We start from the raw sequence: 23,082 nt of genomic DNA on the forward strand, positions 1-23,082 counted from the left end.
CCGCAGTGCCTGACCACTCTGCATATTCAAGGAAGATTAGCGGTACTGCCAGAGGTATTTATTGATGATCCCCATTTGGATTTTTACATGTACCAGTCGGGACATAATTCACAATTTCAACCAACGGCTTACACACTCGCACTGGACTTCTATAATAAGACTGTCACCCGCCCAGTCCTCAATTCGGAGCCCTGCTATGAGCAGATGGGCTACAGTCGGAAAGTCTATGGCCGCTTCACCCGCGCCGATGTTCGTAAGGCAGCCTGGCAAAGCCTTCTGTCCGGAGCCTCTGCTGGCATAACCTACGGAGCCCACGGCATTTGGAGCTGGCATCGGAAAGGTAAAAAGTTCGGTGTAACTGGGGAAGGATTCGACAGTCCATATGATTGGCAGTCTGCTCTTAAATTTGAAGGGGCATGGGATTATGGATTGGCCAAATGGCTCTTCGGGATATACGGACTTACGGATATGCAGCCTTGGAACATTGTGCTTAAAAATACGGAAGAAATCCGTGCGGCTGTAACCGCAGATTACACAAAGGTCGCCATCTATGTTCCGGTCAACACGGTGTTGAAGCTGGACGCAGATCTTAGTGAATACAATTTTACGGTCATTGACCTGGAGAATCGTCGTTTTGGCACAACTTCAATCTCTGTGCAAGAGCAAATCACGACCATCGATATGCATGATTTCGAAGCGGATGTCCTGCTCATCGGCATTAGAAAGTAACCACGTTTCCTATTTGTCAAGTAGACATCCTAAAAAGACTATGCTGCTAGCGCATGCCGACACTCTCTCGGCACGCGCTTTTTGAGTTTGGCTTGAAAACGCTGGTAGTTATAAAATCAGAACCTTGGTTGATTTTTTCGTTAAACACCTCCTTGTGTCTCAATCCCTTGTTGGAAGTTAAGATCTGCTCATTTATGTGGATTTTTCATTTCACGTCGCTTACAATGAATTTAACCATTGTGATCAGAACTTTAACTAAAAATATCATTAGGAGAATCAACAAATGATCAAATCGAAGCGAATTAATCTGATTAAGGAATATGTTTTTGAGCATGAATCGGTATCATTGGAAGAACTGGTGGAGCATTTTGGAGTATCCAAGAATACAATCCGGAGAGATATTCAGTCTCTCGTCGATTCCGGGATCATAAAAAAAGTATATGGCGGGGTTTCTGTCAATCATTCTACCCTTGTTGTCTTCAACGAACGACGCGATCAGAATCTTACCAAGAAGCAGGAGATTGGCAAGCTGGCTTCCCAGTTCGTGGAGGACGGGGATGTTATTTTTGTTGATTCGGGGACGACGACCTTGGAGCTTCTACCTTACATTCAACACAGGCAGCTTACGATTGTAACGAACAATTTTGATTTTATTCATGAAGCTAAGCCCTTCCCTTCCCTGTCTATCTTCTCTACGGGCGGCATGCTTGAGCGCAAAACGAATTCCTTTGTTGGCTTCCAAAGTATTGAGCTGCTAAAAAAATATAACATTAACAAAGCTTTTATCGCTTCAACGGGCATTTCGATTACGAACGGAGTAACTAATTCATCTCCACTAGAGACTGACCTTAAAAGTACAGTTGTGGAAAAAAGCCTGAACGTGTATCTAATGATTGATGACAGCAAATTCGACAAATATGCCCTCACTACGTACTGTTCTCTTAGCGATATTGACTATTTGATTACCAACAGTATACCAAACGCAAGCTACCAGCAATATGCATTAGAACATGGTATCAAAATCGTGACGCCATAAGCTCAAAGCCAAAAAAAGCAGCACGTTCCGTCCTGGTTACAGTGAAGAACATGCTGCTTTTGTATAGAATGCTATTATTTATTTTTTTAAACTGACCGCTTTACGACTCGAGCCAAATTCACGAATTTTGGCACGCACCGTTTCCCGAATCGCGTCTCTCGCCGGAGTTAATATTTTTCTCGGTTCGGTCGTTTCCAAATCCGCCGCTAGCGTGTTACGCAACTGAAGTGACCAGGCCGTCACACATTCGGTGTTGATATTCACTTTAGCATGACCTAGCTTGATCGCCCGGTCGAGTTGATGCTTCGGTATTCCCGAAGCACCGTGCAAAACTAGCGGAATGCCGACCGCTCGCGAGATGGCATCCATCTCGTCAAAGCCAAGCTTCGGTTCTCCAGCATATTTGCCGTGTACGGAACCCAGTGCCGCTGCCAGTGCATCAATACCTGTTTCTTCTACGATCCGTATGCACTCATTCAGATCTGCATACTGAATACCGCCGATCAGGCCATCTTCCATACCGCCTACCGTACCGACTTCCGCTTCGACGGACACACCATAAGCAGTTGCATATGCTGTGACCTTTCTCGTATCCCGGATATTGTCCTCAATCGGGCCATGGGAGCCATCGAACATGACAGAGGTGAAGCCCGCATCAATCGCACGCAGGCAATTGTCAACCGTCTTGCCGTGGTCCAAATGCAGAGCTACAGGGACCTGAATGTTCTTTTCCTCAACAAGCGTACTTACCATAGCCGCAACAGTCCGGTAACCACCCAGAAAGTCAATCAGTCGATCTGATGCCGCCACAATGACAGGCGCTTCTTCCTCCTGTGCCGCATCAAGTATGGCGTGAACCCAAGATAAGCCGTTAATATTAAACTGGCCAACACCATAATGCTCCTGTTTTGCTTGCTGTAGCATTTCCTTCATGGAAACCAAGGGCACGCGCTCATCTCCTTTCCAGTCACTCTTCTAGCTGAGACCCAATCCTTCTTTCATTTTTTTCAACATGATTGCACTTGATTCTTCCGGCTTGTCGCTGTAAGCGAACACGGCATTCGTGGCAATACCGTCAAACTTCATCTCGCGCAGCTTACGAAACAAGGTGTCAAAATCAATATCGCCTTCACCGATGTTCAAGTGCTGGTGAACCGTTACTTTGGCATCAGGCGGATTGACGATGTAACGCAGTCCATAAGCCGCTTTATGATTAAAGGTATCGGCAAACAGCACATGATCGAGCAGATCACCCGCTTCGTCCAGCATTTTGGCGATATCACCTACCCCATCATCATAGAAGAATGTATGGGCGACGGAGTATACTAGCTTGATCCAAGAACGGTCAAGTGCACGGATCATATCAATCGCTCCGGTGTTCGTCTCGATAAAATCATACGGATGCGCTTGCAGATTTAGGCGAACTCCCTCCTTCTCGAATACCGGGATCAGTTCATCCATCGACTTGACGAACTTCTCTTCGCAAATGAACGGTTCATACTTGGAGCCGCTGAATTCACTATTCATCAGATCAATATCGAGTTCCACTGCTACTTCAATGGCACGCTTCCAGTTGCGGACAGCCGCCTGTCTTCTTTCTTCATCCGGACCTGCCCAGTGGTAGAGAGGCAGCAGGGAAGAAAATTTCACACCAGCTTCGCTCATCCATTTTTTGACCTGCTTGATCTTGGTTTTATCAACTTTAGGATACTTGTAAAATGGACAGAAATCTTCACGTGGAGATAGCTCGATGTATTCATAGCCCAGATCGGCTACCTTGAAAATCATTTCCTCCATTGATAGCGAATCTCTAAAATGTGTCGGATCATATGCCAGCTTCATGCTTGTTCCTCCTCTTGCCTATATGGTCGGGATATTAATACTGTTTCGATTTTTTCAACATATCCACCTTACGTTGATACGCACGCTGGATGCCCTCTCTGTCCGATACTTCAGCCACACCGACATGCCACCAGCTGTCATAGCCGTCCGTCATCGTCTTAGGCAGCACTTTCATTTCGATCAGAGTGGAGTTCTTCTGCTTCTTCGCATCCTCCAGCGCCGCTTTCACCTCTTCAACAGTGTTGGCGCGATACACTTTCGCTCCGTATGCTTCTGCGACCTTGGCATAATCAATGTTCATAATCTGGTTGTCCTGTGTTCTGAACTCGCAGTAATAGCTGCCAGAGCCGTGATCCATCTGTAAGTTGTTAATACAGCCAAAGCCCGAGTTGTCGAACAGCAGAACGTTAATTTTTTGATGATACTGAATCGCTGTAATCAACTCGGAGTGCAGCATCAGGAAGCTGCCGTCGCCGACGATGGAGTAGACCTCGCGATCCGGGTTCGCGAGCTTGATACCCAAAGCGCCTGATATTTCGTATCCCATACAGGAATATCCATACTCCAAATGGTACGTGTTACTCACTTCAGATTTCCAGAGACGCTGCAAATCTCCTGGTAGTGAACCAGCGGAAGATACGATAATGCTGTCCTTATCAATGGTGTCGTTGACAGCAATCAATGCAGTCGTCTGTGCCATATCCGATTTAAGAGCATCTGCATATTCGTTCATCGTCTCCTGGGTGAAGTGCTGCTTGACTTCCGGCACAAAGCCCGAACGTTTGAATTCAACCTTAGCGAGACGCGACCGCTCTTCATCCCATTCTTTTTGCAGTTCCGGAATAATCGTGCCGAATTCGCTGACGTATCCATCCAGACGGTCGTACAGCTTCCTTAACGCAGATTTAGCGTCGGCCACCACTTGCAGACCGTCCAGCTTGTAAGCCTGCATCCGGCTAACGTTAATATTAAGAAACTTCGTACGGTCAAAGTCGAACGCCGTCTTCGAGGAAGTGGCAAAGTCAGTATATCGGGTCCCGATACCGATGACCAGATCCGCTAAACGAGCGGCTTTGTTCGCTGCCAGCGTTCCTGTAATCCCCATACCGCCCAGATTGTTCTCAAAGGTACTTTCGACAGCCGATTTTCCGGCTTGTGTCTCCACCAGCGGAATATCGTACTTCTTCGAGAAAGCGATAACCTCATCCCGCGCTTCCGAATATTTCACGCCCCCGCCGACCAGAATCAGAGGCTTGCGGCTGCTGCGAATCAGATGTTCTGCCGCTTCCAGCTCCCGTTCGCTCGGCTGCAGCCGATCTACATAGTGAACGCGCTTTTCGAAGAAGGTCTCATCGAAGTCAAACGCTTCCCCTTCAACATCCTGGGAAATGCAGATGGTGACAGGTCCACTCTTGACGGGATCGGTCAGAACTTCGAAGCCGCGAATCAAGGTGCTCATTAACTGCTCCGGGCGCGTTACGCGATCCCAATAGCGGGACACCGGCTGAAGCGCATCATTGGTTGTGACAGCCATGCTGTACTCCTGTTCAATCTGCTGTAATACCGGGTCAGGCTGTCTAGTTGCAAAAGTATCCGCAGGCAGAAAAAGCACAGGCAAATTGTTTGCGAGTGCCGTTCCGGCCGCTGTTACCAGATTGGCAGACCCCGGGCCGGACGACGTGGATACCGCATAAATTTTTTGCCGCAAATTTTCTTTGGCATACGCGATTGCGGCATGGGCCATGCCCTGCTCGTTCTTGCCTTGAAACACTTTCAGATGGCCGGCATCCTGTTCCAGCGCCTGACCGATCCCAAGCACGTTGCCGTGACCGAAAATCGTGAAGATCCCTTCAACGAACGGCGTCTCACGACCATCGATATGAATATACTGCTGGTTAAGAAACTTGATCAGCGCTTGCGCTGTAGTCATTCTGATTTTGTTGCCCATTGTACAACTCCACCTTTATTGAAGTGTTATCACGATATCAGGAATGGATGACAGGCTGATTGGAAATCAATTCCTCAATCTCTTCCACCGTCGGCATAGCTTCCGATGAGCTGTGCTTACTGACTACAATGGAAGCGGAGGCGCTGCCGTATTTCAACGCAGTCCCAATATCCTTGCCGGTAATCAGGGCGTACAGAAATGCTGAGGCATACGAATCGCCGGCACCGAACGTTTTGAGCACTTTCGTTTTGTAAGCCTGCGCCCGGAATACTTCGCCGGATTTGGTATATGCATATGAGCCTTCAACGCCATGCTTAATAACGATAATTTCCGGACGATGTCCGAACAGATAGCTGATGGTATTATCATTGGAGCCGCCTTCGCTGTTCTCCATCACGTCATATTCGTCTCGGGTCCCGATGACAATATCTGCCTGCTCCGCTACTATCGAATAATATACGGCCGTTTCTTCTTTGTTTTTCCACGTATACGGACGATAATCCAGTTCGAATACAATTTTTACACCATTGCGTTTAGCCAGTTGAACCGCTTTGAGAACCGCCTCGCGGGAAGGGCTTTGCGCAAGGGCCGTGCCTGAGACAAGCAGCATGCCTGCCTGTTGGATATATTCCTCGTCCACTTCATCTGTACGCAAGTACAAGTCAGCCACATCGTCGCGGTACATCAGAATGCTGCACTCTTCGGGACTTTTGATTTCCGTGAAGGCAAGTCCTGTCTTGTGGCCTTCCTGATCTACAGCAAGCTGGGAAGTGTCGATTCCGGCATCACTCATATATTTCTCGATAAAGCGCCCATGCTGGTCATCAGCGATTTTGCCGATAAACCCTGCTTTCAGTCCCAACCGTGCTCCCCCGATTGCAATATTTGCAGGGGAACCTCCAACATACTTGACGAATGTCATCGTTTCTTCCATCGGCCGATTGTATTCGGCGGCATTTAGGTCAATACAAGCCCTTCCAATCGCAATCAAATCGAACTTTTTTGCACTGTCTGCTCCATTGCTCATACTTTTCCGCTCCTTTCGGTTATTTCCGATCCAGAATCCATTCATGATCCGGGTCATTGTGGAATTTCCAAATGCGCCTAGGGCCTGCCATAACGTTCAAATAGTAGGATGTATACCCGTCTGGTACGCCTACCGGATGATATCCGGCCGGTACAATAACCACATCCCGATGTTCGACAGCCATTGTCTCATCCAGACTCCGGTCATCTGTGTATACCCGCTGGAATAAAAATCCGGCATGCGGCTCTATCTCATGGTAGTAGGTTTCTTCCAGAAACGATTCATCCGGCAGACGGTCCTGATCGTGCTTGTGCGGCGGATAGCTGGAGAAATTGCCCCCCTCTGTATACACTTCCACGACAAGCAAGCTGCTTGCGGATGGGTCGTTATCCGGCAAAATGTTGTGAACCATGCGTTTATTCTGATATTTCCCGCGGTGCTCAACGCCGACGTCTTCGGCCTTGATCCACCTTGTCTGGAGCGGCATCAGAGCAGGAGCGTAGCACAGGGCGACGGTTGCATTCGTTACCGCTTCAATCGTGAAGCTTTTTCCGCCGGATACGAACACGCTGTCTGTCGGTTTTTTCTCAAAAACACTCTGTCTCGTTCCGATTCCTTCGAAAACATGCTCGCCTTCGGTAACGGTGATCTTGCCTGTAAGGGCAACAATACAGCATTCCTGATCCGTCAGCACTTCTTCATGGCGTCCGTTCGCTTTGAGATCAATCATTTTGAAGCCGACATATTCCAGCTCCGTGTCTTGCGTCATTAATTGATGAACAACTGTAGCATCGTTTTGTTGAACTTGATTGGGCTTGCGCAACAAATGACTGATCACGACTGAATCCCTCCAGTATTACTCAAATTCAGGTTCTGTATAACGTGCAGTTACGACTTTTTTTCGAGTGTAGAAGTCTACGCTGTCTTTACCGTTGGCATGAAGTGTGCCATAGAAGGAAGATTTCCAGCCCGAGAACGGGAAAAATGCCATCGGAGCCGGTACGCCAAGGTTTATACCCAGCATCCCTGCATCAATATTTTCACGGAAGTAGCGAATGGAGTGAGCGTTCGTTGTGAAAAGGCATGCTCCATTGGCAAATTCCGATTGATTCGCGATTGCCACAGCTTCCTTCAGATTCTTCACCCGGATTACAGACAATACCGGAGCGAAAATTTCTTCTTTCCAGATCGTCATATCGGTTGTTACGCCTTCAAAAATGGTTGGTCCAACGAAATAGCCATCCTCAAGCAAGCGGTCACGACCGTCAATCAGCAGTTGTGCTCCTTCTTCGACGCCTTTCTCAATGTAGCGGATGGTACGCTCTTTGTTCTCTTCACGGATGACCGGACCGAGGAATACACCGTCATCCAGACCGTTACCCATTTTCACATTTTGCGTTTTTTCCTTGAGCAAAGCAATAAACTCATCAGCGATTCCCTCTTCCACAGTGACAACCGCGCATGCCATGCAGCGTTCTCCGGCGGAACCAAAAGCAGCACTCACAACATTCGTTACTGTATCTTCCAGGTTGGCATCATTCAGGACAATCGTATGGTTCTTCGCTCCTGTCAGCGCCTGCACCCGTTTCAGGTGCTCGCTGCCTTTCTTGTACACATACTCGCCGACTGGCTTGGAGCCAACAAATGAAATCGCTTTAATTTCGGGATTCTCCAGAATGCCGTTTACGACATCATGAGCCCCGTATACAATGTTGAACACACCGGCAGGTAATCCCGCTTCAGTGAACAGTTCAGCAATTTTCTCGGTAAGGAGTGGAGTACGCTCGGAAGGCTTCAAAATAAATGCATTACCCAGCGAGATCGCCATTGGAAACATCCAGCATGGTACCATCATTGGGAAGTTGAATGGGGCGATTCCACCTACGACTCCGATTGGATAGCGATAGTTGGTTGCCTCGACATCCGTTGCAATAGTTGCCAGTGAATCGCCCATCATCAGGGAAGGCGTTCCTGCAGCGAACTCGACGTTCTCAATTCCACGCTGCACCTCGCCGAGTGCTTCCTGAAGGCTTTTGCCGTTCTCAATCGTAATCAGGCGAGCCAGTTCGTTTTTGTGCTTCAGAAGAAGCTGCTGGTAATTGAACAGAATCCGTGCGCGTCTTGGGACTGCGACTTTTTTCCATTTCTCGAACGCTTCCTTCGCAACTTGCACCGCATACTCCATATCTTCTTTCGTTGACAATGGAACTTCGCAAATCAATTCTTTGGTTGCCGGGTTGTAAACGCCTTCATATTTTGTCGCCCGGCTTTCTACCCATTTACCACCAATATAGTTCTTTAATTTTCTTGCCGTTGTGTTCATTGTTGTAGACATCGTCAAGCTCCTCTCCCATGTTGAATATGATTACTAATTGTAGGGGCAGTTTGTCACTCAAACTCAATTTTTGATTATATCTTGGTTATGTTTTTATGATATCCGATAAAAAAGTAACCGTCAACCTAATTAAAAAACTAAACGTGATCATTTTTTTTGATTCGATACATGTCTATTGACAAATCATCACACCAACAAGAACAACAATGGTATGGTGAAGATGGAAGTTAAAGTTGACATCACAACATATTGTGAAGCTTCGCGACCTCTACCTCCATACGTTTCAGCGAATACAGAGTTAGAGGCACCGGAAGGCATGGCGCTGACCAAAAAGGCGATGCCCAGCAGTACTCCTTCCTCCAGTATTGACTTGAACAGCACCAGGAGCACCACAGGGACTACAACCTGGCGCACCAGACTGAAGAGATACACCCGCTTGCTGCGTAGCAGTGATCCTAGCTTGCTGCCAGCGATCATCGCCCCTGTCATCATCATTGCAATCGGCACAGTCAATCCTCCAAGCGACTTGCTTGCATCAAGCAGAGGACCAGGCAGCCTGACGTTTAGAAAAAACATGCCAAATCCTACAGCGGTCGCTATAATCGCGGGATTGCGCAGCACTCCTGCAAGCGACACCGTACTGGCCTTATCCGCCGAGAAAATGCGTACTCCCATGCTGAACAGCGCAACATTGTATATCGCATTGTAGGTCACGAGTATAACAAGCCCTCGCTCTCCGTACATCGCCTCCACAATCGGCATTCCAATAAACAAGATACTGGAGAATACGCAGCAGCCCACCCATACTTCCCGCTCCCCAGTCTTTATTCCGAGCAGCCTCGCTGACAAGCTGCCGATAGCGAGGGTTGAGAACAATATAGCCACAGCAACGATTGAAGTGATACCGATATCACGCAACAATTCTCTAGAAAAGGGAATTTGAAGGCTATACAGAATGGCACTTGGCAGTGAAATGCCTAGCAACACTCTGGACAGCCCCTCCATGTGAGACGTATGCAGCAACTTTAACCTGAAGGCAAGAAATCCAATCGCCATGTAAGTCAACAAGATCATATTTTCATGAATCAAAATCTCCAGCATTGTGGCAGCTCCCTCCATAAATTATAACGTAAATATTATAAGTTGATTGTAATGTTTTTGTCTATTATTAATAATGTGTTGATTATATGTTGGTATTATTTTATATTAATTATATCAATTTATTTAACAGGAGAATGCCATGAAAGCTAGACGATTACAGGATATTGAAGAGTACGTTCACTCTCATAAAAATGTCACCTTGGATGAGCTGTGCCAAAAATTCGATGTTTCCAAAAATACGATAAGGAGGGATATAAGCCAGATTGTTCGCAAAGGTTCTATTGAAAAAGTGTATGGAGGAGTTGCCTCTACCACAGATCCTATTCCGTTTGAAAACCGGGGAAGCAAGCATTCGTTCGAAAAAAATGGCATTTCGCATTTGGCTGCCTCTTGCATTGAGGAAAATGACCTGATCTTTATAGATTCCGGCACAACTACTTGCCATATGGCCAAATACTTTCCCACCAACATTTCTTTCACGATACTGACAAACAGTCTGGATATCATTAACGGTGCTGCTGAACTCCCCTTAGTCAATCTACTGGTTATCGGCAATACATTTAAACAAAAGACCAAATCGTTTGTTGGTATAGACGAACCTCGCATGCTGGACAAATATAATGTGAACAAAGCGTTTATGGCGGCAACAGGAGTCAGCATAACTCACGGACTTACCAACTCGGATTTACTGGAGTTCGAGATTAAGAAGATTATTGCTCAAAAGGCGGAAAAATTGATTTTGCTTGCAGACTCAAGCAAGTTCGGTAAATCAACATTACTGACCTACGCCTCGCTTGAGGATGTAGACATAATTGTCTCTTCTAATCCACTTACAAATCAGTTCCAGGCTTTTTGCGCAGCGCATAATATTGAAGTCAAAACATCCTAATCCCACTCATTATAGGAGGAAAACAATATGCCATTATTGCGGTTTGATGTTATCGAAGGACGTAGCCCCGAGGAACTAAAAAAGCTTCTGGATGCCGCTCACATTGCAATGGTTGAAGCCTTTGGCGTTCCTGTCAGAGACCGGTACCAGATTGTGCATCAGCACGCTCCGCACGAGATGATTATCGAAGATACCGGTCTGGGCTTTGAGCGTACCCCTGAGGTCGTTATCATTAGTGTCGTGAGTAAAGAGCGAACACCCGAACAAAAGAAGCTGCTGTACAAACTTCTGGTCGAGCGTCTAGAGCGGGAATGCGGTATTGCCCCCAGCGACGTGATGATATCCATTGTCGAGAACGGCACTGATGACTGGAGCTTCGGATATGGACGAGCACAATTTTTAACCGGAGAACTATAGACTTTATAGATCCATAAGTCATTATTTGGTGTATGGCCTTCGTCCCTAAGACGGAGGCCATACTGTTTTCATCAGAGCCAGCCCATTCCGTTTTCTGGACCCTTAATCTCGTATCCCCTGCATTGAAGGAACATAACCAATCAGACACACTACTCTAAAGCAAATATCGGAGGCCACCTGTTAAGACAGGCAGCCTCCGATATTTGGTGTTATGAGATGAATGCATCAAGCTTGATATTCAATTCAGGACAGTTAAAAGTTATAGTGTCTGGAGACAACCTGCAATGTTGTTTCCTTGGCTGTTCGTATTGCTTCTTCCGCATCCAGTTCATAGTATTCTGGACGGAACAGTTCGACCGAAACGACGTGATCATAACCTTTTTCCTTAAGAGTAGCAAAAATAAAGTCAAGATCAATGGCTCCAAGCCCCGGCCATACGCGGTCTTCGTCGGTCAGGAAGCCGATCGGAAAATCTTCGGTATCGTCAATATGCACGATGAAAATTTTAGAGACATCGGACCGTAACAGGTCTTCACGCTTCGATCCCATTGCATGAAAGTGAAAACAATCCAGCACAAGACCAACATTGTCACGTGCCACTTCCTCAACAATGTCGTAAGCCTGACCGAAGGTGTTAACCGTACACTGCGGATGTCCGACGAATTCCACAGCTATTTTAATACCATAGGGCTTCGCCAGGTCCGATAATTCTCTCAGCACCTTGACAGAGCTCGCCTTGATATCAGCATGTGTAAATTTTTTCTCGGTCACAAGGGGGACCGCAACGATATATTCCACACCTAACCGTGAGCCGGTGTCCAGCATTTGGCGATATTCATCCAAAAGTTTCTGATATTCGTCCTCATCCCTGTTGTTGAAGAACACCAAAGCATTGAATGCCAGTGGCTTGATATGATTAGATTGAAAATATTGTGCCAGATCGTCAATAGAATGATCCTCCAAATACTCTGGCAATTTGTCCATTGTTCGAATTTCGATGTAGTCATATCCATGCTTTTCACAATATTCCAGGTCTTTAACGAGGTTTGAGTTGTTCAGGGTTGTTGCTTGATTAAAACATAGTTTCATCGTTCATTCTCATCTCCATCATTTTTGTATGATTTTCTGTGACTCGTTAAACATGAACGTCGCTTTTTGCTTCCTTATTTGTATAAGGTCGGTTTCTCTCCCAGTTCAACAGATTCCTGACGGCCGGATTCCTGAGCTCTGACACATGCGTCTGCCGTAACAGCAGCAATGTAACCGTCCCATGAAGTAGGACCTTGTGGCTCACCTGACAGGCGGATAGAATCAATAAAATCTTGCAATTCACGGTCATATGCATCAAGGAAGCGCTGCTTCCAGTCCATCAAAATATGTGTTCCGAGCTGAGCTTCTTTACGGAACGTAATGCTAGGCACCTCAGGCAGTTTGACAACGCCTTCCTCACCGATAACTTCGCATTGAATATCGTAGCCGTATTTACAGTTAACGAAAATTTCCGCGTTGATCAGGATACCTCCCTGAGTTTCAAGCGTAACGACTTGCGGATCGCGCAGATGGCTGGAAGCGTGTCTTGTTTTTTTCGGATAAGCGACTTGTACTGATTTGTAATCATCATTCACCAGCCAGTGCAACACATCAATCTCATGTACGAGTGTGTCTGTAATCGCCATATCCGTTGTATATTTGTCATCGACTTCCGGGTTGCGGTGCGCGCAGCGAATCATCAGAGGCTCACCAATGAACTTGGAATCAATTGCATGTTTAAGTTGTTGGTAGCCTTGATCATAACGGCGCATGAAGCCAACTTGAACAAGCTTTTTTCCATGTCTGACTTCAGCCTGAACAATTTCCATACATCCTTGAGCCGTAGTTGCGAGCGGCTTCTCGCAGAATACGTATTTGCCTGCTTCGATACCTGCCATAACACTTTGCTGATGAGCAGGACCCCAGCTAGTCACCAAAATGGCATCAACACCGCCGGACTCAATCAATGTTTTGTCATCAGGAAATACCTGTGCGTTCAGCTTGTAATTATCTACAGCCGCCTTGGCTGCTTCTGCATTAACGTCAGTTACGGCAACAATTGTGGCTCCTGACAAGTTATTTGTAATTCTACGAATATGTTCTCGACCGATTGCACCTGTTCCAATAACACCAATTTTCAAAGTCATATTATTATTCCTCCTGATATTCTAAATTAAATATAGCGCTTTCAATTTAAATCTTAATCAGTAGATGCTGCTTTTGGGCTATAACTTTCCTGCAAACCTCCAGTATTCTTTCCGTGGTTGCGAAAATTTTGCTCTAACTGTTCCAGAGACAAACCTTTGGTTTCCGGCAAGAAAATTTTTACGAACATGATTGCCAAAACGCCCAATATAACGAAAACATAAAAAGTTGTGGACAGCCCCAGGCTTCCAAGAAGTACCGGGAACAATAACCCGATGACAAAGTTAACAATCCAAAGGAAGAAGACCGTCAACCCCATCCCGAGACCACGCAAGCGAAGTGGAAAAATTTCTGATAGCATGAGCCAAGTTACAGGTGAAATTGCTCCCTGCTGAAAGGCAAGAAATGTAACGGTCAGAGCCAAAACGACGTAAGGCAGTGCGGTTGATCCATGCATTGTAGACGAAAAGATTGCAATCAACAGTAGTGCGGCAGTTGTTCCAGTCAAGCCGGTGATCAGCATCGGACGACGTCCTACTTTGCCTAGTAACCAGATGCCAACAAAAGTAGCCAGAACTGAAATGACACCGTTTGCAATATTGCCAATCAAAGCAGCATTTGTTGTAAAACCTGCGTCTTTCAGGATCTGAGTTCCATAGTACATGATCGAATTTACACCTGTAATCTGTTGAACAACAGCAATCCCTATGCCAAGGAACATTATACGACGAACCCACGGAGTCGCCAAATCCTTGAATCCTGCTTTCTTTACCTCTTTCTCCTGATTGACTGTTGCCTGGATCTCTGCAAGCTCTTCCGTAGCTTTCTCTTTACTAAAAATTTTGGCAAGCACAGTAAGAGCCTCGTCGTTTCTCTTCTTGCTTACAAGCCAACGTGGACTTTCAGGCACCCGAAACATTCCGATGAACAGGAATACCGCAGGTAGGGCCGCAATAGCAAGCATATATCTCCATACATGGCTGGTATCACCGAATGCTGTACCCAAGATCGCATTGATGACAAAAGCAAACAGTTGACCACTTACAATCATCAGTTCATTCATAGTTACAATGCCTCCGCGTCGGTCAGCCGGGGCAACCTCGGCCAAATAAGAAGGGACCGTTACGGAAGCGCCACCAACGGCCAAGCCCAGCAAAAAGCGCGATATGATCATAATTGTCACATTCGGTGCGAGCGCACAACCAATCGTCGAAACGAAGAACACCACGGACAACAACATAATGTTCTTTCTACGTCCATTGTAATCGGACAAGCGCCCTCCAAAAACGGCTCCCAGAGCGGCACCGAACAATAACGAACTGGCAACAAGCCCCCCTGTAAAGGAGGTAAGATTAAGCTGGTCTTTGCCAGACATAAAAGGAAGTGCACCGTTAATGACACCTGTGTCATAACCGAACAGCAATCCTCCCAGCGTTGAAATCAAAATAACTTTGGTCAGAAAAGAATTTTTAGCTGCTTCGACTCTCATAAAGGCCACCTCTTTCCTAATTCAAATTCTGATCAAGGAGTTTTTCGTCAATATATTTACGTGCTATTAAAGCGTATTCAAGAGGATTAGCAATGCTCGGATCCTGCTCGGCTTCAACGACAATCCAACCTGTATATCCTTCAGCTACCAACTTGCCATACACCTCGGTAAAATCAATACACCCATCTCCAGGTACTGTGAACATTCCGCTAAGGAAGGATTGCAAAAAAGATTTTTCTGCATTTTTGCATTCACTCATCATCTGAAGTCTGACATCCTTGAAGTGCACATGTTTGATACGGTCAATATGCCGGTTCAATATGGTCATATAATCACCATCCGAGACGAAGATATGGCCTGTATCATACAGCAAATGTACATGCTGCGGATCAGTACCTGCCATAAGCCTCTCGATCTCGCTGCCTGTCTGAACACCTGTACCCATATGGTGGTGATACACCAGTTTTAAACCATACTCCTCGGCAATTTCACCCAAAAGGTTCAGTCCCTGACACAATCTTTCCCATTCCTGATCCGAGAAATACGGCTTATCGGCAAACACATTTTTCTCTAAACCCTGAACACTATAAGTTTGCTCAGATACAACGATCGCGCTCGCCTGAACTGTATTCAGGTAGCTGCATTGCTTACGGAAAAGCCCAATCACATCTTCAATACCGTCACGAATAATAAAACTACTGAACCATTGAGCGGCAATCTTCAACTTGCGTAGCTGAAGTTCCTTATTCAGCACGCTCGCTTCTGGAAAAAAACCGCCGACTTCAGTTCCCTCAAACCCGGCTACAACGATATCGCTAAGTAAATGCTGAAGCGTGTTTCCTGCCCCTATCTCTGGGATGTCATCATTGCGCCAACCTATGGGTGCAATCCCCCACATGATATCTTGATGTCTCATAAGCACTCTCCTTCAGATAAAAAATAAATGAGGCATTGCCCAGGAATCAATTCCCTCCATTGGAATGATAATATAATGATTAACTTTTGATCATTGTGTGATTATATAGTAATATTAAAAGCGCTTTCAGTCAATGTTTTTTCTTTTATTTTCTTATTTTTTTTAATTTCTATGTAAACTCGCTCATTTATTTGTTGTTTAATGTTTTTATCGATAAAGAAATGGTCATATTTTGGTTATATATTATCATTTTTCGTTAATTCTCATCAACGTTAGTGTATATATACACAACAGTATCTGAAAAAACATATAAAAGCAGGCCCTGGATTATCACTTTTGCGGTAATCGAACTGCCTTAAATAAATCCAATCGAGAAAAACAGATGTTTGAAGTTCTTGCCCCACCCTATCACTCAGAATTAATATCTGAATTGCGTCAAATTTCGAAGGAATGGCTCGGCAATCGTAAAGAGAAGTCTTATTCTTTAGGCTGGTTTAACGAAGCATATATTCAGCGTTCGCCCTTAACACTGCTTCGTGATGCAGAAGGCCGCATCACGAAAAAAGTTGATTTAATGTTATAGGCGAGGGTTCAGTTTCGATATAAGTTGAAAATGAAAAAAGATATAAGCGCTCTTTGTGACATCTAGAGCGCTTATATCTTTTTTGTAAATAAAATTATTCGTATCTCAATGCATCTATTGGCTTCAATCTCGCTGCTTTATAAGCTGGGTATACCCCAAATAAGATGCCTGTGCCTGCAGAGCTAAGAAACGAATATATGATCGGCGAGACCGTAAATTCAATGGTCATATGAGCCGTTGCTTCAATTATTTTGGATGCTCCTATGCCAGTAACAACCCCGAGTATACCTCCCATTAGACCGAAAATGACCGCTTCAGACAGGAATTGGATCATGATATCTCTCGGCTTGGCACCGATCGCTTTCCGAATACCGATTTCTCTTGTACGCTCTATAACTGAGACCATCATAATATTCATAATTCCGATTCCCCCTACCACGAGCGATATCGCGGCTACACCTCCCAGCAAGTTGCTCATGATATTATTTACACCGGAAACTGCACCTGCTGCTTCGGACAGACTCATAGCTTGAAATTGATCCGGTTCCGAGGGTTTTAACTGATGCGTCACACGCAAGCTTCCCAATATATCTGAATGAGCTTGATTTATCAAAGCTGGTGACTTGGCGGAAACATCCAAGCCGGTAATATTTTTCTCACCCAGACGGTTCATCATGGTTGTAGCAGGGATGTAAATTTGATCATTCGTACTGCGGCTTAAATTCGTAACAGGCTGAGAATTCAATACCCCGATCACTTTGAAGGGGATCTGTTTCATTTGAAACGTTCGTCCCACCACGTTTTTGGTATCCCCACCAAAAAGACGTACAACCGCTTGGCTTTCCAGAATAGCAACATTCATACGTTTATCCAGTTCATCCTTGGTAAATGTCCTGCCCTCAGCAAAGGAAAGCTTTTTAACTCTATAAAATGAAGCGGATGTCCCTATAATAGTTGCATTATAGTTATATCGACCCCATACAACTTTTGAATTGCTCGAAATACTGGGCATTAATGCCGCAATCGAACTCTTTTGTTCCAATGCCTCGATATCAGCCCACGTAAATGAGGGCAAGTTGTCCCCATTGACTTCTTCCTCGGTCATTGGCATGGCTGGAGCAACCATAATCACGTTATTGCCCAGACTATTTATTTCCTCCTCGTTAATGTCAATGAGAGTATATTAATATAAAAATCTTAGGAGATTATAAGGATATTTCTAAAGAAATTCTGAAGTAATACAAAAACGCCTTTAATTATCCCATCCAAGCCATGACTTGACATCTTAAGCTTTTTTTACGCCGAATGTAAAAAAGGTCTGATCAGCTTTTAACCAAGCTAATCAGACCTCAACTATTTGATCCCAACCCTTTGGTGATGCTGCATCTTCGAACGCCAATCAAGAGATAATAAAAAAAATGTAACATCCTTATAATCATTATGCCTATAGATGATCTCTTTTCAATCATAAGCATTTTCCCTTATAAAAAAGCCTTGCCGACTTGGTTGGTAAGGCTTTTGAAGGTTGTATGAAATAGATTTTAAGACTTCCATAGACAAATTCTTTAGATTTTCTTTAGAAATATACTCACAAATTCCTTAGTTTTTTTCATTATGATTTCTGTATCAAAACAAGAGATGGAGGTGAAAAGTGCTTCGCCCTGGTCTTTCTGAAATCCCAATCCCAAATCAATTCTTTCATTTTTAATCGTTCCGGCATCCATCCGCTTCGATAAAAAGAAATGACATATTTAATATTTGAACTCAGCATTATGCCTGACAACAAAAGAGTAATGGAGGAAAATCAGTTGAAACTACATGAAAATTTTTTGTTTTTGCGAAGCTTTATTCACAGCCCGAAAAATGTGGGAAGTGTTATGCCGAGCTCCCGGTTTCTGGCGACCAAAATGGTCAAACAAGCGCCCTGGAATGAGGTTAAGGCAGTCGCAGAGCTTGGATCGGGTACAGGTGCCATCACCCGTTTTATCAACACCCAGGTGAGTGAAACAACGAAAGTGTTATTGTTTGAGATGAATGAGACCATGAGGAATAGACTACAGACAGAATATCCAGACTTCTCCTGTCATCCGGACGCTGCTCAATTAGTAGAAACGATGAAGCAAGAGAACATTCATCAGTTGGATTGTATTTTTAGCGGGCTGCCTTTTTTTAATTTTGAGCGTGAATTGAGAGATACTTTGGTTGAACAAATCTATAAAGCACTCAAACCTGGGGGGTTGTTCATCGCCTTTCAATATTCGCTTCAAATGAAAAAGCAGCTTTCCAAAAATTTTAGCATTGAAAAAATTGATTTGGTGCCTCTCAATATCCCTCCTGCTTTCGTATACGTCTGTCGTAAAAAGGAAACAATTTAAGTGATGATGACACTTTAATTCACTCCATTGAATAGTTTGCTTATGCGCATGTAGAAAAAGTGAAGACTTTACTTTATCATCATGATATTTATACTAGTTACAGTGATTTTAGGCACCCTAAATACCTTAATATGTGATTGAAGCAGCCGATGGTGAAGAAGCCCTGGATGCCATAAAGACAACACCGATTCAACTGGTAATCCTGGATGTCATGATGCCACGAATGGATGGGATTAGAGCATGCCTAAAAATAAGAGAAATATCGAATACTCCAATTATCATGCTGTCAGCCAAGGAAGAAGATATTGATAAAATTAACGGGCTCACTACCGGGGCTGATGACTATATGATCAAGCCGTTTAACCCGTTAGAACTGCTCGCTCGCGTAAAAGCGCAGCTACGGCGTCAATCATTAATAGGAAACGAAGAATTTAATTCCCTTATCCTTATTAAAGATCTGGTGATTGATAAGAGCAAACATTCCGTAAAGTTAAAAGGAAACGAAATTTCGCTGACTCCTCTGGAGTTTGCTATTCTGGTCTTGCTTGCCAGCCATCCTGGGCAGGTTTTTAGTTCGGAGCAAATTTACGAGAATGTATGGAAGATGCCATATGGTTTTTCTGATAATACCGTGATGGTTCATATTCGTAATTTACGAGAGAAGTTAGAGGAATTTCCAAGAGATCCTCAGTATATTAAAACGGTGTGGGGAGTTGGCTATAAAATTGAGTGAATATATTCAAAAGCCAAAACGAAAAAAACGCATCCAGGTCAACATTTTAATCAGAATGGTGCTAAGCTTTATTATCGCCATTGCTATAAATGATATTCTCATTTTACTTTTCTTGAAAATTGAATGGCAATGGTTTCACAATTTTTTTCCTTATCTCCTCACCCCCTTGTTTATGGTAACCTTTATTTTTACTTTTTTAGTTTTGACACGACGAATCGTTAGAGACTTAATTACACTGGAGCAAGGGCTTCAAATTATTTCCGAAGGTAATTTAAGTTATCGGGTACCTGTTGTTCGGCAAGATGAACTCGGGCGGGTCGCGCTCAATATCAATCGAATGACAGAACGTTTAGAGCAACAGATTGTAAAAGAACGTGAAATTGAGAAATCCAAGATGGAGTTGATCACTGGTATTTCACATGACTTGCGTACGCCTCTGACAAGCATTATTGGCTATATTGAGCTTCTAAGAACAGACTCATATCAGGATAAAGATGAATATACGCGCTTTGTTCAAAACACCTATAACAAAGCGCTTCATTTGAAGAAGTTGCTGGATGACTTGTTTGAATATACCCGGCTCACTTCGGTCGATGTCCACTTAAATCTCAGAAGGATCAATTTATTTCAACTCTTGGATCAATTGCTGTTCGAGTTCGAACCCATTGCTCAAGAAAACGGTGTATATATCGTGAAAGATATCGGTGATTCCCCAATCGTTACCTCCATTGACAGCGATAAAATTGCCAGAGCAATCGATAATCTTCTCATGAACGCCTTAAAGTATTCCTTGAAGCCGGGAAGCATTTGCATTCGACTGAAAACGACTCCTGAGCAAATTACGATTGAGGTCGAAAATAAAGGAACTCCTCTCTCGCAAGATCAAGAGGAGAAGCTGTTTGAACGTTTTTATAAGGTTGACTATTCAAGAAGTAGCGAAGGTATCCAAACTGGAGCAGGCCTGGGTCTTTCCATCGCTAGGAATATTGTTGAGTTACATCAAGGCACCTTAACGCTCAATCATATTCATAACGTATTTACATTCCAACTGAATTTACCTTTTGAAAATAGCTCCAGTAGCTAACAGTGTCAGTTGAAGCTGCTTCTTCTCATACCTTCTATGAAATGCGGAGAAACTCCGCTTCCTAAACCTGAGATTATTTATACAATGGCGGATTATTCTGATCCTACATCTTCATCTTCATAGTCTACAAGTTTATTTTCATATTGCCATGGTTAATAATGCATAAATTGATTACAAACAAGACCCTCGATGAGTGCAAGGGCCTACTTTTAATACTTGTACATTTTAAGTCCGTACGAACGATGAATTGATAATCACCATGTGCTCCACCTGTATGGTCGTCAGTTCGTAATTCAGTTACCCAAGATTGGTTCGATTTGCAAGCGAGGATATTGGATTAGCGGATAACCGAGCTTTAGAAATTGAAGTGTCTATTTTCCAGGCATTCCAATTTATTGGAATGCCTGAATGCGATGTACATCTAACACAAGCAAGGCCTAAAAGCATTACATCATGCCGCATTCCACCTATGCTCCCCATGTCAGCATTGCAGCCTTTTCTGGTTCTGGCTTGTCAGCGATAACTGCTTCAGTAGGTAAGAATGTGTATAACAAAAATTTATTGTTAACCGAATAAAGGTGCTTTCCCCTTTATGTTTGTCTTACTTCTTGTTATAAAAAACAGGCTGTCCTTTTTCACCATAAAATAAGAAAACTTAGATATTCATTAACAGATGATTTTGTATTTACTCCCAATTTTACTGGATTTTTTGGGATATTGGCTGTCTCAATTGATGCTATAACCCACAACCCCACCAGTAAAGCCAGTAGGGTGTTACACGTTTTTAATAAGAGATATCAAACTTATACTGAATGAAGTGAAGAAGTGTGTAATATAACGATCTTTTTTCACAAAATTTAATCCAAAGTGATTTGGTAATTATAACCAACATAATAAAGAGCTCCAAGATTGTCGCGTAGAAGTCCGCACACCGCCAACAGTTGGATTTATATTATCACATGCCCCCATAGCTCTAACCTCATTTACTTGTTGTATATCTCCAATATATGATAGATACATTCTGTAATAGGGCGCGCAGGTAAATAATAAACACCACTCCAGTAAATCCAGCTAGGAGCTAGGAAGGAAACTATTGCTAGTTTACAGAAATATTTTTCCCTTTATTTAGAATATATCCATGCTTGTTCCCGTTTTCATTGACATTGGACGCTACTTCTCCGTCTGAGCAGGCAACATTGATAAAAATACCATACCCTCCATTATTCGATACAGTATTGTTGATGATACGGAAATTGGTCACACCTGACTCCTCACTGTTGTAAATAATACCGTCCCCAGTTTTATTTCCATGCACCTCATTGTTGGTCACATCAACATAACTTCCTACAGCTACCCGAACTCCGCGGAAATAATTATCGTAAATTTTTGATGAATCAACGGTCACATGATCCGAATATGAAATATTAATACCATTCCCAGAATTTGATTTATAAATATCACAATTTTGTATTAAAACGTTAGTCACTCTTCTCAAGTATACATTATGCCAATAATCAATTGATCCTCCGTTGTCGTGAAATTCACTATTCTGTACTGTTACGTTGGAAGATCCTTTTATATGAAGTCCCATATTTGTATTTTTTATCTCGATGTTATCGAAGAGTACCTTGTCGTTCACATAGCTACTACCATCCAGTAATATACCGTAATTTGTAATTTTTTCATGGCTGGATGCTTTATCAGGCTCGGTTGCTGCTACACCATCTACTGTTAAATTCTTAATAATTATATTCTCTGCCGGGTTTGAATTGTTCGAAGTTAAAGCACCATTAGCCCCTAAATTAGCATCGATTTGCAGTACCGTATTACCTTTACCTGCTCCCGCAATCGTAACGTTGCTTTTTAGATAGATTGGTTTTTTAATACTATAGCTCCCCTTTTCCAAGGTAACAGTTCCCCCACCTGCAGCTGAAGCGCAATTGATGGCAGCCTGAATTGTTGCGTCAGTTGCATTAGCCGACACATTAACATCATGTATATGAAATTGGTTTGGCAATACAGGCGCGGATGCCGAAGCCCCAACTGACATTCCTACTATAGATCCAATCCCCACAACGATCGCACCAATTAAAATCTTGTGGACCATTCTAATTTTAAGACTCATCATGCTGTGACTAAATTTCAAATTACCCAACATCATTTAACCCCTCATTTCAAAATACTAGACTACACTATATTTCGGGAATTTCATCTGAATATAAATAGGTAACAGAAAAAAGTGACCTTAGACTTAAAACACTCAACGAAAGTATGAGTCTTTAGATACATGGAATTTATCACCATTAAACAAATATGAAATTAACAAGTAACTTTACGCAATGAATTGAATGTCTAATTGTTTAATTCTCATCGACGGATGAAAGTGGGTGTAATCAAAACGGT

General features: G+C 43.8%; 21 protein-coding genes and 1 pseudogene. 9 read left to right on the top strand and 13 right to left on the bottom strand.

Annotation, left to right across the window (positions count from 1 at the left end; all coding sequences use genetic code 11):
• A partial coding sequence (locus tag WG8_RS19765) for an apiosidase-like domain-containing protein (RefSeq protein ID WP_007432018.1) occupies window positions 1-729 on the top strand: 729 nt, incomplete at its 5' end.
• Between the two features lie 283 nt (window positions 730-1,012).
• Entirely contained in the window at window positions 1,013-1,765 is a 753-nt protein-coding gene (locus tag WG8_RS19770; RefSeq protein ID WP_007432019.1) for a DeoR/GlpR family DNA-binding transcription regulator, read from the top strand.
• A gap of 78 nt (window positions 1,766-1,843) precedes the next feature.
• Here WG8_RS19770 and fba read toward each other — a convergent pair whose 3' ends face one another.
• From fba to WG8_RS19805, 7 genes are all read right to left on the bottom strand, one after another.
• Window positions 1,844-2,713: a class II fructose-1,6-bisphosphate aldolase gene (fba, locus tag WG8_RS19775; RefSeq protein WP_007432020.1), complete on the bottom strand. Its 870-nt coding sequence runs from the start codon at window positions 2,711-2,713 to the stop codon at window positions 1,844-1,846.
• A gap of 27 nt (window positions 2,714-2,740) precedes the next feature.
• Window positions 2,741-3,607, bottom strand: a complete 867-nt coding sequence (locus tag WG8_RS19780; RefSeq protein ID WP_007432021.1) for a sugar phosphate isomerase/epimerase family protein — start codon at window positions 3,605-3,607, stop codon at window positions 2,741-2,743.
• A gap of 34 nt (window positions 3,608-3,641) precedes the next feature.
• The gene (gene iolD / locus WG8_RS19785; RefSeq protein WP_007432022.1) at window positions 3,642-5,555 is read right to left on the bottom strand and encodes a 3D-(3,5/4)-trihydroxycyclohexane-1,2-dione acylhydrolase (decyclizing); all 1,914 of its coding nucleotides are present in this window, start codon (window positions 5,553-5,555) and stop codon (window positions 3,642-3,644) included.
• A gap of 37 nt (window positions 5,556-5,592) precedes the next feature.
• Window positions 5,593-6,582 carry a 5-dehydro-2-deoxygluconokinase gene (iolC, locus tag WG8_RS19790; RefSeq protein WP_007432023.1) on the bottom strand — a complete coding sequence of 330 codons (990 nt, stop codon included), beginning with the start codon at window positions 6,580-6,582 and terminating at the stop codon, window positions 5,593-5,595.
• 19 nt (window positions 6,583-6,601) lie between these two features.
• Complete coding sequence (gene iolB, locus WG8_RS19795) at window positions 6,602-7,417, bottom strand: 5-deoxy-glucuronate isomerase (protein ID WP_043891273.1); 816 nt, start codon at window positions 7,415-7,417, stop codon at window positions 6,602-6,604.
• Window positions 7,418-7,438: 21 nt separating this feature from the next.
• Window positions 7,439-8,905 carry a methylmalonate-semialdehyde dehydrogenase gene (iolA, locus tag WG8_RS19800; RefSeq protein ID WP_198286466.1) on the bottom strand — a complete coding sequence of 489 codons (1,467 nt, stop codon included), beginning with the start codon at window positions 8,903-8,905 and terminating at the stop codon, window positions 7,439-7,441.
• Window positions 8,906-9,103: 198 nt separating this feature from the next.
• Entirely contained in the window at window positions 9,104-10,018 is a 915-nt protein-coding gene (locus WG8_RS19805) for an AEC family transporter (RefSeq protein WP_007432026.1), read from the bottom strand.
• A gap of 139 nt (window positions 10,019-10,157) precedes the next feature.
• Between WG8_RS19805 and WG8_RS19810 the strand changes: the two genes are divergently transcribed.
• The gene (locus WG8_RS19810) at window positions 10,158-10,907 is read left to right on the top strand and encodes a DeoR/GlpR family DNA-binding transcription regulator (RefSeq protein ID WP_007432027.1); all 750 of its coding nucleotides are present in this window, start codon (window positions 10,158-10,160) and stop codon (window positions 10,905-10,907) included.
• A 27-nt stretch (window positions 10,908-10,934) separates the two neighbouring features.
• Window positions 10,935-11,324 (top strand): tautomerase family protein, encoded by a 390-nt coding sequence (locus WG8_RS19815; RefSeq protein WP_007432028.1) that lies wholly within the window; start codon window positions 10,935-10,937, stop codon window positions 11,322-11,324.
• Window positions 11,325-11,576: 252 nt separating this feature from the next.
• Here the strand turns inward: WG8_RS19815 and iolI are convergent, their stop codons facing one another.
• From iolI to iolE, 4 genes are all read right to left on the bottom strand, one after another.
• The gene (gene iolI / locus WG8_RS19820; RefSeq protein ID WP_007432029.1) at window positions 11,577-12,413 is read right to left on the bottom strand and encodes a 2-keto-myo-inositol isomerase; all 837 of its coding nucleotides are present in this window, start codon (window positions 12,411-12,413) and stop codon (window positions 11,577-11,579) included.
• A gap of 74 nt (window positions 12,414-12,487) precedes the next feature.
• The gene (locus WG8_RS19825; protein WP_007432030.1) at window positions 12,488-13,501 is read right to left on the bottom strand and encodes a Gfo/Idh/MocA family protein; all 1,014 of its coding nucleotides are present in this window, start codon (window positions 13,499-13,501) and stop codon (window positions 12,488-12,490) included.
• A gap of 53 nt (window positions 13,502-13,554) precedes the next feature.
• Window positions 13,555-14,988, bottom strand: a complete 1,434-nt coding sequence (locus WG8_RS19830; RefSeq protein WP_007432031.1) for a sugar porter family MFS transporter — start codon at window positions 14,986-14,988, stop codon at window positions 13,555-13,557.
• 16 nt (window positions 14,989-15,004) lie between these two features.
• The gene (gene iolE / locus WG8_RS19835; RefSeq protein WP_007432032.1) at window positions 15,005-15,904 is read right to left on the bottom strand and encodes a myo-inosose-2 dehydratase; all 900 of its coding nucleotides are present in this window, start codon (window positions 15,902-15,904) and stop codon (window positions 15,005-15,007) included.
• 322 nt (window positions 15,905-16,226) lie between these two features.
• Here iolE and WG8_RS19840 point away from each other — a divergent pair, with 322 nt between their 5' ends.
• Complete coding sequence (locus WG8_RS19840) at window positions 16,227-16,487, top strand: phosphatidylglycerol lysyltransferase domain-containing protein (protein WP_269744437.1); 261 nt, start codon at window positions 16,227-16,229, stop codon at window positions 16,485-16,487.
• A gap of 94 nt (window positions 16,488-16,581) precedes the next feature.
• On the opposite strand, the gene WG8_RS19845 is transcribed toward WG8_RS19840, so the two are convergent.
• Entirely contained in the window at window positions 16,582-17,661 is a 1,080-nt protein-coding gene (locus WG8_RS19845; protein WP_083837601.1) for an ABC transporter permease, read from the bottom strand.
• A 634-nt stretch (window positions 17,662-18,295) separates the two neighbouring features.
• Between WG8_RS19845 and WG8_RS19850 the strand changes: the two genes are divergently transcribed.
• From WG8_RS19850 to WG8_RS29430, 4 genes and pseudogenes are all read left to right on the top strand, one after another.
• Window positions 18,296-18,862, top strand: coding sequence for a class I SAM-dependent methyltransferase (locus WG8_RS19850; RefSeq protein ID WP_007432034.1), 567 nt, complete (start codon window positions 18,296-18,298; stop codon window positions 18,860-18,862).
• Window positions 18,863-18,995: 133 nt separating this feature from the next.
• On the top strand, window positions 18,996-19,595 hold the full coding sequence (locus tag WG8_RS19855) for a response regulator transcription factor (RefSeq protein WP_007432035.1): 600 nt from the start codon (window positions 18,996-18,998) through the stop codon (window positions 19,593-19,595).
• On the top strand, window positions 19,588-20,679 hold the full coding sequence (locus WG8_RS19860; protein WP_007432036.1) for a sensor histidine kinase: 1,092 nt from the start codon (window positions 19,588-19,590) through the stop codon (window positions 20,677-20,679). The genes WG8_RS19855 and WG8_RS19860 overlap by 8 nt, the downstream gene beginning before the upstream one ends.
• A gap of 304 nt (window positions 20,680-20,983) precedes the next feature.
• Window positions 20,984-21,112, top strand: a pseudogene (locus tag WG8_RS29430) (hypothetical protein); the annotation flags it as partial.
• A gap of 663 nt (window positions 21,113-21,775) precedes the next feature.
• On the opposite strand, the gene WG8_RS19865 reads toward WG8_RS29430, so the two are convergent.
• Entirely contained in the window at window positions 21,776-22,840 is a 1,065-nt protein-coding gene (locus WG8_RS19865; RefSeq protein WP_083837602.1) for a right-handed parallel beta-helix repeat-containing protein, read from the bottom strand.
• Window positions 22,841-23,082 lie beyond the last annotated feature (242 nt).

Origin of the sequence: Paenibacillus sp. Aloe-11 (genome assembly GCF_000245715.1) — a bacterium.
Classification (GTDB): Bacteria; Bacillota; Bacilli; order Paenibacillales; family Paenibacillaceae; genus Paenibacillus; species Paenibacillus kribbensis.